General features: G+C 67.9%; 13 protein-coding genes. 9 read left to right on the top strand and 4 right to left on the bottom strand.

Translation table 11 applies throughout. The annotated features are described in order from the left end of the window. Window positions 1-58 precede the first annotated feature (58 nt). Complete coding sequence (gene rph, locus L8K25_RS13955; RefSeq protein WP_131527368.1) at window positions 59-775, top strand: ribonuclease PH; 717 nt, start codon at window positions 59-61, stop codon at window positions 773-775. Continuing rightward, window positions 772-1,416, top strand: coding sequence for an RdgB/HAM1 family non-canonical purine NTP pyrophosphatase (rdgB, locus tag L8K25_RS13950; RefSeq protein WP_242139587.1), 645 nt, complete (start codon window positions 772-774; stop codon window positions 1,414-1,416). The genes rph and rdgB overlap by 4 nt, the downstream gene beginning before the upstream one ends. 76 nt (window positions 1,417-1,492) lie before the next feature. On the opposite strand, the gene L8K25_RS13945 is transcribed toward rdgB, so the two are convergent. Then, window positions 1,493-2,104 carry a PEPxxWA-CTERM sorting domain-containing protein gene (locus L8K25_RS13945; RefSeq protein ID WP_242139586.1) on the bottom strand — a complete coding sequence of 204 codons (612 nt, stop codon included), beginning with the start codon at window positions 2,102-2,104 and terminating at the stop codon, window positions 1,493-1,495. Between the two features lie 204 nt (window positions 2,105-2,308). Beyond that, complete coding sequence (locus L8K25_RS13940; RefSeq protein WP_242139623.1) at window positions 2,309-2,851, bottom strand: CAP domain-containing protein; 543 nt, start codon at window positions 2,849-2,851, stop codon at window positions 2,309-2,311. 62 nt (window positions 2,852-2,913) lie between these two features. On the opposite strand from L8K25_RS13940, the gene hemW reads away from it, so the two are divergent. Beyond that, window positions 2,914-4,092 carry a radical SAM family heme chaperone HemW gene (gene hemW, locus L8K25_RS13935; RefSeq protein WP_242139585.1) on the top strand — a complete coding sequence of 393 codons (1,179 nt, stop codon included), beginning with the start codon at window positions 2,914-2,916 and terminating at the stop codon, window positions 4,090-4,092. A 130-nt stretch (window positions 4,093-4,222) separates the two neighbouring features. Here the strand turns inward: hemW and L8K25_RS13930 are convergent, their stop codons facing one another. Continuing rightward, entirely contained in the window at window positions 4,223-5,422 is a 1,200-nt protein-coding gene (locus L8K25_RS13930; protein WP_242139584.1) for a penicillin-binding protein activator, read from the bottom strand. An 11-nt stretch (window positions 5,423-5,433) separates the two neighbouring features. Between L8K25_RS13930 and rsmI the strand changes: the two genes are divergently transcribed. The 5 genes from rsmI to L8K25_RS13905 all read left to right on the top strand — a co-directional run bounded on the left by rsmI (window position 5,434) and on the right by L8K25_RS13905 (window position 9,278). Next, a complete protein-coding gene (gene rsmI, locus L8K25_RS13925; RefSeq protein ID WP_242139583.1) occupies window positions 5,434-6,267 on the top strand; it encodes a 16S rRNA (cytidine(1402)-2'-O)-methyltransferase in 834 nt (277 codons plus the stop codon). A gap of 157 nt (window positions 6,268-6,424) precedes the next feature. Then, window positions 6,425-6,781 (top strand): YraN family protein, encoded by a 357-nt coding sequence (locus L8K25_RS13920; protein ID WP_242139582.1) that lies wholly within the window; start codon window positions 6,425-6,427, stop codon window positions 6,779-6,781. 165 nt (window positions 6,782-6,946) lie between these two features. Next, window positions 6,947-7,897, top strand: coding sequence for a glutathione synthase (gshB, locus tag L8K25_RS13915; protein WP_242139581.1), 951 nt, complete (start codon window positions 6,947-6,949; stop codon window positions 7,895-7,897). A 13-nt stretch (window positions 7,898-7,910) separates the two neighbouring features. Continuing rightward, window positions 7,911-8,510 carry a DedA family protein gene (locus L8K25_RS13910; protein ID WP_242139580.1) on the top strand — a complete coding sequence of 200 codons (600 nt, stop codon included), beginning with the start codon at window positions 7,911-7,913 and terminating at the stop codon, window positions 8,508-8,510. Window positions 8,511-8,600: 90 nt separating this feature from the next. Continuing rightward, window positions 8,601-9,278, top strand: a complete 678-nt coding sequence (locus L8K25_RS13905) for a type 1 glutamine amidotransferase domain-containing protein (RefSeq protein ID WP_242139579.1) — start codon at window positions 8,601-8,603, stop codon at window positions 9,276-9,278. Between the two features lie 139 nt (window positions 9,279-9,417). Here the strand turns inward: L8K25_RS13905 and L8K25_RS13900 are convergent, their stop codons facing one another. Next, window positions 9,418-10,302 (bottom strand): tyrosine recombinase XerC, encoded by an 885-nt coding sequence (locus L8K25_RS13900; protein WP_242139578.1) that lies wholly within the window; start codon window positions 10,300-10,302, stop codon window positions 9,418-9,420. Window positions 10,303-10,538: 236 nt separating this feature from the next. On the opposite strand from L8K25_RS13900, the gene L8K25_RS13895 reads away from it, so the two are divergent. After that, window positions 10,539-12,707 (top strand): primosomal protein N', encoded by a 2,169-nt coding sequence (locus L8K25_RS13895; RefSeq protein WP_242139622.1) that lies wholly within the window; start codon window positions 10,539-10,541, stop codon window positions 12,705-12,707. Window positions 12,708-12,787 lie beyond the last annotated feature (80 nt).

The raw sequence follows: 12,787 nt of genomic DNA, 5'->3' as shown, positions 1-12,787 counted from the left end.
GGGTGACACTGTCCCAACGCACGGGTAGGTCGTCGCGACCATTCTCAGGAGATTCCCGATGCGCCCCAGCGGCCGTACCCCCGACCAGATGCGCGCGATCACGATCGAGCCGCGTTTCACCCGTCACGCCGAAGGATCGGTGCTGATCGGTTTCGGCGACACCAAGGTGCTCGTCACCGCCAGCATCGAGGAAAAGGTACCGCCGTTCCTGCGCGGCAAGGGCGAGGGCTGGGTGACGGCGGAATACGGCATGCTCCCGCGCGCGACGCACACCCGTGGCAGCCGCGAAGCCGCCAAGGGCAAGCAGTCGGGCCGCACGCAGGAAATCCAGCGCCTGATCGGGCGCAGCTTGCGCGCCGTCACCGACCTCAAGCTGCTCGGCGAGCGCCAGATCGTGCTGGATTGCGACGTCATCCAGGCGGATGGCGGCACGCGCACCGCGTCGATCTCGGGCGCATGGGTCGCGCTCCGGCTCGCGATCGACGGGCTGATGGCGAGCGGCAAGCTCACCGCCGACCCGCTGACGCAGAAGGTCGCGGCGATCAGCTGCGGGATCTACAAGGGCACGCCCGTGCTCGACCTCGACTATGACGAGGATTCGAACGCCGACGCGGACGCGAACTTCGTCCTGCTCGAAAACGGCAACATCGCCGAAGTCCAGGCGACCGCCGAGGGCGCGACCTATGACGAGGAAGCGCTGCTCCGCCTGCTTCGTCTGGCGCGGATCGGCTGCACCGACATCTTCGCCGCCCAGGCGCGGGCGGTCGCCAAGTGACGCCGACCGGGGATGAGGGCGTGGCGCCCCAGGCGATCCGCAAGCTTGCCCCCGGCAAGCTCGTCATCGCCAGCCACAATGCGGGCAAGGTCCGCGAGATCGGCGCGTTGCTCGCCGAGCACGGGATCGAGGCGATCTCCGCCGCCGATCTCGACCTGCCCGAGCCGGAGGAAACCGGCACGACCTTCGTCGCCAATGCCGAGCTGAAGGCGCTGCAGGCCGCCGACCTGTCGGGCCTGCCCGCGCTCGCCGACGATAGCGGGCTGTGCGTCGAGGCGCTCGGCGGCGATCCGGGGGTCTACACCGCCAATTGGGCGGAAACGCCCAACGGGCGCGACTGGACGCTCGCGATGACCAAGGTCGAGGACGCGCTCGTCGCCAAGGGGCCCGATGCCAGCCGCAGCGCGCATTTCGTCTGCGTCTTGGCACTGGCGTGGCCCGACGGGCACGTCCAGTGGTTCGAGGGCCGCGCCGAGGGCACGCTGACGTGGCCGCCGCGCGGCGCGGTCGGGTTCGGCTACGACCCGGTGTTCGTGCCTACCGGCAGCGACCAGACCTATGCCGAGATGGACCCCGCGCAGAAGCATGCGATCAGCCACCGCGCCGCCGCCTTCGCGCAGATGACCGCGGCAGTGCTGTAGGTCCGCGCCGCCCGCTACCGAAAAAACCCGGCGGTCGCGCGACCGCCGGGTTTTTGGGCACCCGCTACGCCGGGGATCAGGCCAGGGTCAGCTTGGTCGAGCGCTTGCGATAGCGCAGCGCGGCGCCCATCAGGCCGAAGCCGGCCAGCATCATCGCCCAGGTGGCAGGCTCGGGCACCGCGGTCGTCACCGATGGCGTGAACTTGGCATAGACGAAGCTCGCCAGCGAAGCGGTCGACGTCTTCGATCCGATCAGCGACGCGAAGGTGAAATCGAGCGACGCGGTCGGCATGTTGACGGTGTCGGTCACCAGCGCGACGCCATTGCTCGCCGCGAACGGGATCAGGACATTGCAGGCGACTGCGCTCGTGCAGCCGGCCGTCAGCGCCGGATGCGTATCGAACGCGCCGGCCTTGCCGTTGATAAAGACCTGCGACAGCAGCGCATTGCCCGCAGCCAGCGCGCTCGACAGCGTGGTGAAGGAAAAGTTGCCGGTGGTGCAGCCGCCGAACACGCCCGAGCAGGTGCCATCGAGGAAGGCGACGTCATAGCTCGCGCCACCGACGGTCACGCCGGTTGCGCCCATCAGCTTGCCGCTGCTGACGATCGGCGTCGCGGCCGTGGCCGGCACCGCGGCAATGGCGCAGGCAAGTGCCGCGGCGGCCGAAAGGCTCTGGATCATCTTCATGGGATACGCCCTGTATTGCTGGGCCACGATCTGGCCGGTTGATGCAACCGGCTGTAGCGCCAGACAAAATAGCAGCAACGGCCAATATCTGCCTGTTAACCAAGGATTGTTCCAGAAGAGGATAGGTCTTCTCTGTGCAACGATCGCTATGTTTCAATGTGGCACATGATGAAGATCTCGCCGCGATCGCGCGCCATCTTCGCCTCAGCCCACACGTTCTCCAATGACATTTCCTGGCGGCGAGTAGCGGCACACGAGATAGTCGTCCTCCCGGCTGCTCCGCAGCGCGCACCCGACTCGGGTCGTCGCGCGCCAGATGATCTGGGTGTAGTGCGCGACGTCCTCGCCCCGTCCGGTCCGGCTGAAATCGGGGGTGACCGCGTCGACGAAATCCTTTTTCTCGGCGACCCAGAGGTCCACCATTTCCCGATAGGAATAGGCGCCCCGCGTCCCGCGGAACAGCGTCTCCCCTTCGCGTCCAGGACCCATCGGCTGGTCGGCGTGGCGGAACCGCCCCGTCACGACCAGCGTATCGGCATAGACCGCCGCATCGGCCGCGAGCGCATCGTCCCACTGCAACGGCGGCGCGCCGACCTCGGCCCGCGCCGCGGCGTGACCGGCCAGCATCGCGGCCTTGAGCAGGGCCTCGCCGCGCGGATAGCTGCCGGCGATCACCCGCGGCTCCACCACGCGTTCGGGCGCCGCGACCTGGCATCCGCCGAGCACGATCGCTGACAGCACGGCCATCATCCGATTTTTAAGGCCCCCCAACCTTTCCACCGTCATCGTCTGCCTGCATAGCACGATCGATGCCCACTGCCCCAATCCCTGCTGCCGATCTGACCGTATCTCCGCTCGCGCTGTATGTGCATTGGCCGTTCTGCGTCTCGAAATGTCCATATTGCGACTTCAACAGCCACGTGCGCGACGTGGTCGACCAGGCGGCCTGGCGCAAGGCATTGCTCGCCGACCTGCGCTACGAAGCGGCTGCACTGCCGGGACGGCGCTTGGGCTCGATCTTCTTCGGTGGCGGCACCCCCTCGCTGATGCCCCCCGAAACCGTTGCGGCGGTGATCGACGCCGCCACGACCTATTGGGCGCCCGAGCCCGACATCGAAATCACCCTTGAGGCCAATCCGTCTTCGGTCGAGGCTGCACGCTTCGCCGATCTCGTGCGCGCGGGGGTCAACCGGGTTTCGCTCGGATTGCAGGCGCTCGACGACGCCGCCTTGCGGTTCCTGGGGCGTGCACACGACGTGACCGAGGGTCTGGGCGCGCTGGCCACCGCACAGGCGGCCTTCGCGCGGGTTAGCTTCGACCTGATCTACGCGCGCCCTGGCCAACGTCTGTCGGACTGGCAAACCGAACTGGAGCGCGCGCTTTCCTTCGGGACCGAACATCTGTCGTTGTACCAGCTGACGATCGAACCGGGCACGCGGTTCGCGACCGAGGCGGCGGCGGGGCGGATCGTCATTCCCGACGGCGATTCGGCGGCCGATCTGTTCGAGGCGACGCGCGCGATGACCGCGGCGGCGGGATTGCCGGCATATGAGATCTCCAACCATGCCCGGCCCGGGGCGGAAAGCCGCCACAACCTCGTCTACTGGCGGTACCGCGACTATGCCGGCATCGGCCCGGGAGCCCACGGCCGGCGCGGCGGACTCGCGACGGCACGCCACAAGAAGCCCGAAAACTGGATGACGGCCGTCGACCGGAACATGCACGGGGCCCAGATCGAGGAGCTACTCCCCCCCGCCGACCGTGCAACCGAGGCGTTGCTGATGGGGCTGCGCCTGCGCGAGGGAGTCGATCTGGCGCGGATCGCCAGGGTCGGCGCAACGACCATCGACCGGCTGATCGACACCCCAGCAGCGGACCGGCTCATCGCGCAGGGACTACTTGCCCGGAACATGGATTGGTTAGGCGTGACCGAAGCAGGCATGCTGCTGCTGGACGCGATCCTGCCGCTGGTCGTGCGGACGGACTGAACCCGAGACCGTGATCCGGGGAAGGTCATTGCCGCAGGCACTGCCTGCAACGCCCTCCCCCGCCTCGCACCGGACAGCAACTGGGCCCCGGCTTCACCCGGGGGCCCGTCGACCAGAGCAGGCGCTTATCCTAGAACCCCGTCGGCGCGGGCGACACGGTCACGGTCGTCCCGCCGCGGATCTCCTGTACCTCCAGCGCGCGTTCGGCGACATTGTCGCGACCGAAACGAAACGCGCCGTCGATGCCGGAAAATCCGCCACGATCGTGCAACCGGTCCTCCGGGAACGCGGTCCCCATCGACCAATCGCGCATGATCCGGATCGTCAGCAAGACGGAATCATAGCCAAGGCTCGACAGCCGGAACGGAGCCGCCCCGAAACGCGCGCGGTATTTGGCGGCATATTGGCGATACAATCCGTCCGAGACGCTGGCGAACCAGGCGCCGTTCAACGCCGTCTTGCTGGCAATCGCCGCTTCCGAATTCCACAATTCCGTCCCGAGAATGCGCGCGCCTCCCATGCCATTGCGACGCAACACGGGAACCCCGGCGGCTGCGGCCGAGCCGCCATCTGCAATCAGGACCGCCTGATATGGGGCGCTCTTGGCCATCCGCGCGATCGCGGCGGTCATCGCGCCGCCGACCCGGTCGTAGGTCTGGAGCGACCCGACCCGTCCGCCGGCCGATTCCACCGCACGCAGGAAGGCGGTCGATGCGCGCTCGCCATAGACGCCGTTGGGTACGAGCCCGCCGAAGCTGGTAACGCCGTGCGCCGCCGCATAATCGACTACACGGCCGATCGACTGAGCCGGTGCATAGCCCAGCAGATATACGCCGTTGCCCGCGGCCGTGGTGTCGTTCGAATAGCTGACCACGGGCACATGCGCCTGTTTGGCGATCGGCGCGACGGCGCGCACGTCATCGGCGAGCAACGGCCCCAGGATCAGCTGATTGCCATCGGCTAGCGCGCGTTGCGCGGCCTGTGCCGCACCGGACGCAGTGTCGTACGTCGTGATGCGAACCGATTCGTTGCGCGAATCCAGCAGCGCGAGCTGGGTCGCATTTGCCAGACTCTGCCCGACGCCCGCATTGGTGCCACTGAGCGGAACAAGCAGCGCAACCCGGTGGCGCGCGGTATCTTTCGGAATGCCTTGCTCGAACACCGGCTGCTGTGACTGGCTGGGTCCTGCTGCGGGACGCGGACGGGGCACGGCGCCCCGCGGCACGACCGTCTGGCACCCGCTGAGCACTACCGCGCCGGCTACCAGCGTCGCCTGCGAAAGCCGCCTTATTCCGTTGCGCCGTTGCGCCCCTGTATCCTGCTCTGCCATGACCGCTCCTGATGACCAATGATCTTTCCCCGGGCCTCTACATCGTTGCGACCCCCATCGGCAATCTCGGCGATCTGTCGCTGCGTGCCGCGCACATCCTGAGCCATGCTGCTGTGATTGCGGTGGAAGACAGCCGCGTGACGGCGAAGCTGCTGCACCATATCGGGGTCAAACGCCCGATGGTGCCGTATCACGACCACAATGCCGAGGAGGTCCGCCCCGGGCTGATCGCGCGAATGGGAATGGAGCCGGTCGCTCTGGTGTCGGATGCGGGGACGCCGCTGATCTCGGATCCGGGCTACAAGCTCGTCCGCGATGCGCGCGCCGCGGGGCATACGGTGTGGACGATCCCGGGCCCGTGCGCGGCCGTGGCGGCGTTGACGCTCGCGGGCTTGCCGACCGACCGGTTTCTGTTCGTCGGCTTCCTCCCCGCCAAGGCGCAGGCGCGCGCGACCGCGATCGCCGAGATCGCGACGATCCGCGCGACGCTGGTGCTGTACGAAAGCGGCCCGCGGCTCGGCGTCACGCTCGCCGCACTCGCCGAGGGGCTCGGTGACCGCGAGGCGGCGGTGACGCGCGAGATCACCAAGCATTTCGAGGAAGCGGTGACGGGCACGCTGTTGCTGCTCGCCGCGCGCTATGCAGAGGCACCGCCCAAGGGCGAGATCGTCGTGGTGGTGGCCCCGCCGGGTGCGCCCGAAGCCGCGAGTGCGGAGGACGCCGACACTGCGCTGAGCGAGGCGCTGACCAGGCTATCGACCGGGCAGGCGGCGAGCGAGGTTGCCAAGAAGCTCGGCCTGGATCGCAAGACATTGTACGCAAGGGCGCTGGAATTGAAGGCGTGAGCGACGCCCGCCCTTACTTACTCCCCTCCCTGGAAGGGAGGGGTTGGGGGTGGGTCGGCTCGTTGGTCGCGCGACTGATATCCCCCACACCAACCCACCCCCGGCCCCTCCCTTCCAGGGAGGGGAGAAGAGTCTATCCGCTCCGGATGCAGCGAAAATGGTAAGGGACCGCCGCGTTGCCGAAGCCGCGGGCCGACGCGGCGAACGGCTCGCCAGTTGGTGGCTGCGGCTCCACGACTGGGAAATCCTCGCGCGCCGCGTGCGCACCCCAGCGGGCGAAGTCGACATCGTCGCGCGCAAGGCGAACCTCGTTGCGTTCGTCGAGGTCAAGCAACGCAAGACCGCCGCCGCGCTCGACTTCGCGATCGACGAACGCCGGCTCGCCCGCGTCGCGGCGGCGGCGGAAGTGCTGATGCCGCGCTTCGCGGGGCCAGGCGACGACATCCGCGTCGACGTGCTGCTGCTCGCGCCGGGGGTGCGACCGCGGCATATCGAGAATGCGTGGATCGGGTGAGCCTCGTGTCTCGAATACCACCATCCCGTTGGGTTAGGGTTGGTGGCACGGATCGTCGGAACGGCTGAGCCCGCTCGGGGTGACACACCGCGATCGACCCCCTATCTGCGCTCGGATCACCCCGCCAACGGGTGAACGAAGTGTCCCGGACGGAGTTACAGATCGATGAGCCTGACAGTCGCCGTCCAGATGGACCCCATCGCTTCCATCAACATCACGGGCGATTCGACCTTCGCGCTGATGCTGTCGGCGCAACAGCGCGGGCACAAGCTGTTCCATTACAATGCCGAGGCGCTCAACTATTCGAACGGCCGGGTCTGGGCGAAGGCCGAGCCGGTCACCGTCCAGCGCGTCGAGGGCAACCATTTCACGCTCGGCGAGCCGGTGAGCCTCGACCTCGGTGACGAGGCCGATATCGTGCTGATGCGGCAGGATCCGCCGTTCGACCTCGGCTATATCACCGCGACGCATCTGCTCGAGCGGATCGCGCACAAGACCTTGGTCGTCAACGACCCCGCGCAGGTCCGCAACGCGCCCGAAAAGGTGTTCGTGCTCGATTACGCGCAGTTCATGCCGCCGACGCTGATCACCCGCTCGCTCGACGAGGCGCGCGCGTTCCTGGCGGAGCATAAGGAAATCGTGATCAAGCCGCTCCACGGCAATGGCGGCAAGGCGATCTTCAAGGTCGGCAGCGACGGCGCGAACCTGTCCGCGCTGATCGAGGTCTTCAACACCATGTGGCGCGAGCCGCATATGGTGCAGGCGTTTCTCCCCGATGTCGCGAAGGGCGACAAGCGCATCGTGCTGGTCGACGGCGAGGTCGCTGGTGCGATCAACCGCTTGCCCGGTGAAGGCGAGATCCGCTCCAACCTCGCGGTCGGCGGGTCGGCGGTGAAGACCGAGCTGACGGACAAGGAACGCGAGATCTGCGCGGTACTCGGGCCGGAGCTCAAAAAGCGCGGGCTGCTGTTTGTCGGGATCGACGTGATCGGCGGCGAGTGGCTGACCGAAATCAACGTCACCTCCCCCACCGGCATCGTCGCGATCGAACGCTTCGATGGCACGGATGTCGCGGGGATGATCTGGGACGCGATCGAACGCAAGGTCGCGGGCTGACGCCCGCTTCGCGATGACCGAACTGATCATCGAACTGACCGCCTGGGGCGGCTATTTCGGCATTTTCCTGCTGATGGTGCTGGAAAATGTGTTCCCGCCGATCCCGTCCGAAGTCATCATGGGGCTTGGCGGGATCGCGGTCGCGCGTGGGCAGATGAGCCTCGTCCCGCTGATCGTCGCGGGGACCGCGGGGACGGTCGCAGGGAATTACTTTTGGTACGCGATCGGCTACCGGCTCGGCTATCACCGGTTGCGCCCGGTCGTCGACCGGTACGGCCGCTGGCTGACGCTCGACTGGCAGCATGTCGAGAAGCTCGAGGCGTTCTTCCGGGCGCGCGGGCAATGGGTCGTGTTCGTGTTCCGCTTCATGCCCGCGTTCCGCACCATGGTGTCGCTGCCCGCCGGCATGGCGCGGATGCCGCACCTGCGCTTCATCCTGTGGACCGCGGCGGGGTCGGCGATCTGGAACACCGGGCTGGCCTATGCCGGTTACTATCTCGGCGCCAATTTCCGCGAGCTCGATGCGTTCATCGGCCCCGCCGCGGTGGCGCTGACGATCGCGATCGTGGTGGGATATGTCTGGCGGCTGCTGACGTGGAAACCGCGCGGCTGAACGCGGCTTCGCTGCACTGCGGTAGTAATTGTCGGGTGCGCCACCCATCTGCCGCTCAACGCGGGCTCATCGCCCGCTGGAGTGAATTGTATGAATATCCTGATTGTCCTTACCTCGCATGACCAGCTCGGCGACACTGGTGCCAAAACCGGCTTCTGGCTCGAGGAACTTGCCGCCCCTTATTATGTGCTCAAGCAGGCTGGTGCCACGCTGACGCTCGCCTCGCCCAAGGGTGGCCAGCCACCGCTCGACCCCAAGAGCGCCGACGAGAGCGCAAAGACCGACGACACGCGCCGGTTCGAGGCGGATGCCGACGCCAAGGCACAGCTCGCCAGCACGGTGCGGCTCGACTCGGTCAAGATTGAGGATTTCGACGCGGTCTTCTATCCTGGCGGGCACGGTCCGCTCTGGGATCTCGCCGAGGATTCGACCTCGCGCGCCCTGATCGAAGGCGCAATCGCCGCCGATAAGCCGGTCGCTCTGGTGTGCCATGCCCCGGGCGTGCTGCGCCATGTGCGGGCTGCCGACGGTACGCCGCTGGTCGCTGGCAAGAAGGTCACGGGCTTCACCAACACCGAGGAAGCTGCGGTCGGGCTCACCGACGTCGTGCCGTTCCTGGTCGAGGACATGCTGACGCAGAACGGCGGTATCTATTCCAAGACCGATGATTGGGGCGTCCACGTCGTGCGCGACGGGTTGCTGATCACCGGGCAGAACCCGGCGTCGTCCGCTGCGGCGGCGGAAGCGCTGGTCGCAGCGCTCCGCTAAACCTTCAGCATACGCGCGGCTTCCGTCACCCCGGCGAAGGCCGGGGCCGCCATGTTGGTCGCGAAGCCGACGTTCCGGATCACAACATGGCGGCCCCGGCCTTCGCCGGGGTGACGGCTGTGATTCTTCCTCTACGCCGTCAGGCGCGGGGGTGTGCGTTGCGATAGACGTCGAGCAGATGCGCTGCGTCGACCTGTGTATAAATCTGCGTCGAGCTCAGGCTCGCATGCCCCAACAGTTCTTGCAAAGCGCGCAAATCCGCCCCGCGCCCGAGCAGATGCGTCGCGAACGAATGCCGCAACGCATGCGGCGTCGTCCGGTCCGGCAATTGCAGCCGCACCCGCGCCCGCTGCACCGCGCGGCGCACCATCCGTGGCGAAAGCGGCCCGCCCTTCGCGCCGCGAAACACTGCGGCATCGCGCGCGGTGCCATAGGGGCACAATGCGACATAGGCATCGATCGCGGCTTGCACTTGCGGCAGCAGAGGCACGATCCGCGTCTTGTCGCGCTTCCCCGTGACGACCAGCGTTGCGCCGAGCGGCAGCGCCGCACCGGTCAGCCCGAGCGCCTCCGCCACCCGTAGCCCCGCGCCGTATAGCAAAAGCAAAACCGCGAAATCGCGCGCGCCGATCCACGGTTCATCCGGATCTTCGGATACGTCCTCCGCCAGCGCGATCGCCTCGGCGGGCGAGATCGGGCGCGGTACGCCCTTGGCGACACGCGGGCCCTTGAGGCGCGGCGTGGTGCCAGCGCCGGTGACGTGGTCGAGGAACCCCCGCACCGCCGACAATTCGCGCGCGGCCGAAGCGTTGCCGATGCCTTCGCCGCGTCGCGCGGCGAGGAATGCACGCAGGTCTGCGGTGGTGACGCGGGCGAGCGCGGCCTGGTCGATCGCTTCGCCCCAATGGGCTTGGAGGAAGCCGCACAGCCGCACTGCGGTGGCTTCGTAGGCGCGCACGGTATGCGGGGAGTGCCTGCGGTCGCGCGCGAGATGCTCGGCATAGGCGCGGGGGAGATCGCTCATGGGGGCGGTGTAGCGGATGTCCGCCGCAAGGTGAAACCGAAAGCCCCTCCCTTTAGGGGAGGGGTTGGGGTGGGGAAGTCCAGCAGAACTAGCTCTCTATGAGACACAGCCCCACCCCCAACCCCTCCCCTGAAGGGGAGGGGCGTAAGGAGAAGAAGGGCACTCCCAGAAGGCGAGGGCTCGAGCAAAACACGCCCCCCTTTGCACCCGCCCCCGCAACCCGCCATATGCCCCTCATGTCCCGCGCCCGCGTCATCCTCCTCAACGCCGCTCTCGGCCCGCTGGATTACCGCGTCCCGCACGGCATGACCGTCGAACCCGGCTCGATCGTCGTCGCGCCGCTCGGCCCGCGCCAGTTGCTCGGCGTGGTGTGGGAAAGCGAGCACATGCCGTCCGATGCCGAGGTCGGCGACAATCGCCTGCGCAACCTCGTCAGCGTCCTCCCCGTCCCCCCGCTCGCAGCACCGCTGCGGCGGCTGGTCGAATGGACCGCGGATTATTACCTCGCCTCGCCCGCGTCGGTGGTGCGGATGGCGCTCGCCTCCACCTCCGCGCTGGAAGGCGCAAAGACGATCGTCGAATATCGCGCGACCGGCACCCTCCCCGATCGCCTCACCCCACAGCGCGAGCAAGCGATCGAGCGGATCGGCACCACGCAAGGCCTGATCCGCGAACTCGCCGCGATCGCCGAAGTCTCCGACGCGGTGATCCGCGGGCTGGTCAAGGTGGGGGCACTCGAGGCGGTCGAAGTCGACATCGACAGCCCCTTCCCGCTCCCCGACCCCGCCTTTGCCGCCCCCGCGCTCTCCGCCGACCAGCGCGCCGCCTCGGGCGTGCTCGTCGCAGATGTTGCCGCAAAGGCGTTCAAGCCGACGCTGCTCGACGGCGTCACCGGCTCGGGCAAAACCGAAGTCTATTTCGAAGCCGTCGCCGAAGCGATCCGCGGGAACCGCCAGTCGCTCGTCCTGCTCCCCGAGATCGCGCTGACCGAGCCGTTCCTCAAGCGCTTCGCCGCGCGCTTCGGGGTGCAGCCGGTCGCGTGGCATTCGGGCCTGCGCTCGTCGCAACGCCGCCGCGCGTGGCGCGCGATCGCGAGCGGCCAAGCGCTGGTCACGGTCGGCGCGCGCTCGGCGCTGTTTCTCCCTTATGCAAATCTCGGGCTGATCGTCGTCGACGAGGCGCATGAGACGAGCTTCAAGCAGGAGGAAGGCGTCCATTATCACGCGCGCGACGTCGCGGTGATGCGCGGCAAGTTCGAGCAGATCCCGGTCGTGCTTGCCTCCGCCACCCCCGCGATCGAGACGCGCCAGCAAGTCGCCAACGGTCGCTATGCCGAGGTCAAGCTCCCCGGCCGCTGGGGGGCTGCCGAAATGCCGTCGATCCAGGCGCTCGACCTGATTGCAGATCCGGCCGAACGCGGCCGCTGGATCGCGCCCAAGCTCGTCACCGCGATCGGTGAGACGCTCGCACGGCGCGAACAGGTGCTGCTGTTCCTCAACCGGCGCGGTTATGCGCCGCTGACACTGTGCCGCACCTGCGGGCATCGCTTCCAATGCCCCAATTGCACCGCGTGGATGGTCGAGCACCGGCTCGTCCGCCGCCTAGCCTGCCACCATTGCGGGCATACCGAGCCGGTCCCGCGGGTCTGCCCCGAATGCCAGAATGAGGACACGCTCGCGGCGGTCGGCCCCGGGGTCGAGCGGATCGCGGACGAGGTGGCCGCGCTGTTCCCCGATGCGAAGACCGCGGTGGTGACGTCCGACACGATGTGGTCCCCCGCCAAGGCCGCCGAGTTCGTCGCGCGGATGGAGGCGCATGACATCGACATCGTGGTCGGCACGCAATTGGTGACCAAGGGCTATCACTTCCCCAATCTGACGCTGGTCGGGGTGATCGATGCCGACCTCGGGCTCGACGGCGGCGATCTGCGCGCGAGCGAGCGGACCTTCCAGCAGATCATGCAGGTCGCGGGCCGCGCGGGCCGTGGGGCGAAGCCGGGGCACGTCTTCATCCAGACGCACAGCCCCGATGCGAGCGTGATGCGCGCGTTGGTGTCGGGGGATGCGGAAGCGTTCTACAACGCCGAGACCGAGCACCGCCGCGAGGCGGGCGCGCCGCCGTTCGGGCGGTTCGCGGGGATCGTCATCTCGAGCGAAGATCAGGGCGCGGCTTTGGAGACGGCGCGCGCGATCGGGCGGGCGGCGCCGACGCATGAGGCGATGGAGGTCTATGGCCCCGCACCTGCGCCGCTCGCGATGCTGCGCGGGCGGCATCGCTATCGGTTGCTGGTCCACGCCCGGCGCGCGTTCGACGTGCAGGACATGCTGCGCGAATGGCTCGGCGGGGTCGACTGGCCGTCCAAGGTGCGCGTGGTGGTGGACGTCGATCCGTACAGCTTCGTTTAGCGGCTACCCGCCAAGCGCTTCCCCGGCGAAGGCCGGGGCCCAGTAGCGAGACGCCGGAAGGCGGGCGACTGCGCGATGTT

This window comes from Sphingomonas sp. TREG-RG-20F-R18-01, assembly GCF_022662475.1.
Lineage (GTDB): Bacteria > Pseudomonadota > Alphaproteobacteria > Sphingomonadales > Sphingomonadaceae > Sphingomonas.
Note: the sequence above shows the minus strand (reverse complement) of the source record. Positions and strands in the feature narration are given on the sequence as shown.

Excerpts from the sequence above, each read along its gene's own strand:
- L8K25_RS13910 (WP_242139580.1), top strand. The coding sequence starts at position 7,911 with ATGACCGAACTGATCATCGAACTGACCGCCTGGGGCGGCTATTTCGGC.
- L8K25_RS13900 (WP_242139578.1), bottom strand. The coding sequence starts at position 10,302 with ATGAGCGATCTCCCCCGCGCCTATGCCGAGCATCTCGCGCGCGACCGC.
- L8K25_RS13940 (WP_242139623.1), bottom strand. The coding sequence starts at position 2,851 with ATGGCCGTGCTGTCAGCGATCGTGCTCGGCGGATGCCAGGTCGCGGCG.
- L8K25_RS13945 (WP_242139586.1), bottom strand. The coding sequence starts at position 2,104 with ATGAAGATGATCCAGAGCCTTTCGGCCGCCGCGGCACTTGCCTGCGCC.
- gshB (WP_242139581.1), top strand. The coding sequence starts at position 6,947 with ATGAGCCTGACAGTCGCCGTCCAGATGGACCCCATCGCTTCCATCAAC.
- rph (WP_131527368.1), top strand. The coding sequence starts at position 59 with ATGCGCCCCAGCGGCCGTACCCCCGACCAGATGCGCGCGATCACGATC.
- L8K25_RS13920 (WP_242139582.1), top strand. The coding sequence starts at position 6,425 with ATGGTAAGGGACCGCCGCGTTGCCGAAGCCGCGGGCCGACGCGGCGAA.
- L8K25_RS13930 (WP_242139584.1), bottom strand. The coding sequence starts at position 5,422 with ATGGCAGAGCAGGATACAGGGGCGCAACGGCGCAACGGAATAAGGCGG.
- rsmI (WP_242139583.1), top strand. The coding sequence starts at position 5,434 with ATGACCAATGATCTTTCCCCGGGCCTCTACATCGTTGCGACCCCCATC.
- L8K25_RS13905 (WP_242139579.1), top strand. The coding sequence starts at position 8,601 with ATGAATATCCTGATTGTCCTTACCTCGCATGACCAGCTCGGCGACACT.
- hemW (WP_242139585.1), top strand. The coding sequence starts at position 2,914 with ATGCCCACTGCCCCAATCCCTGCTGCCGATCTGACCGTATCTCCGCTC.
- L8K25_RS13895 (WP_242139622.1), top strand. The coding sequence starts at position 10,539 with ATGTCCCGCGCCCGCGTCATCCTCCTCAACGCCGCTCTCGGCCCGCTG.